The sequence below is a fragment of the Mesorhizobium sp. M2E.F.Ca.ET.219.01.1.1 genome, assembly GCF_004016445.2.
Taxonomy (GTDB): domain Bacteria; phylum Pseudomonadota; class Alphaproteobacteria; order Rhizobiales; family Rhizobiaceae; genus Mesorhizobium.
This window is the reverse complement of the sequence record NZ_SADT02000065.1, coordinates 1-407: the sequence shown is the minus strand read 5'-3', so window position 1 is coordinate 407 and position 407 is coordinate 1. Positions and strand designations below refer to the sequence as shown.

General features: G+C 64.1%; 1 pseudogene. It reads left to right on the top strand.

The features are described 5' to 3' along the window. A pseudogene (locus EN862_RS34935) lies at window positions 1–364 on the top strand (alpha-glucoside ABC transporter substrate-binding protein); the annotation flags it as partial. Window positions 365–407 lie beyond the last annotated feature (43 nt).

Below are 407 nucleotides of genomic sequence, written 5' to 3'. Positions count from 1 at the left end.
GCCCGACCTTGGCACCCCGGTGCTCGGCGCCGGCACGCTGGCCATGATCACCAAGGATTCGAAAGCGGCCCGCGCCTTCATCGACTTCCTCAAGATGCCGCTGGCGCATGAGATCTGGATGGCCCAGGGCGGCTTCGTGACGCCCTACAAGGCGGTGAACAAGGAAGCCTATGCCAGCGAAGCGCTGAAGAAGCAGGGCGACATCCTGGCCAACGCCTCGACCTTCCGCTTCGACGGCTCAGACCTGATGCCCGGCAAGATCGGCGCCGGCTCCTTCTGGACCGGCATGATCGACCTCGTCGGCGGCAAGTCCGCCCAGGACGTCGCCACCGACATCCAGAAGAGCTGGGATGCCATCAAGTAAGCCGCTCATGGCGGCAAAGCATCGGACTTGCTGATCCTCCTAC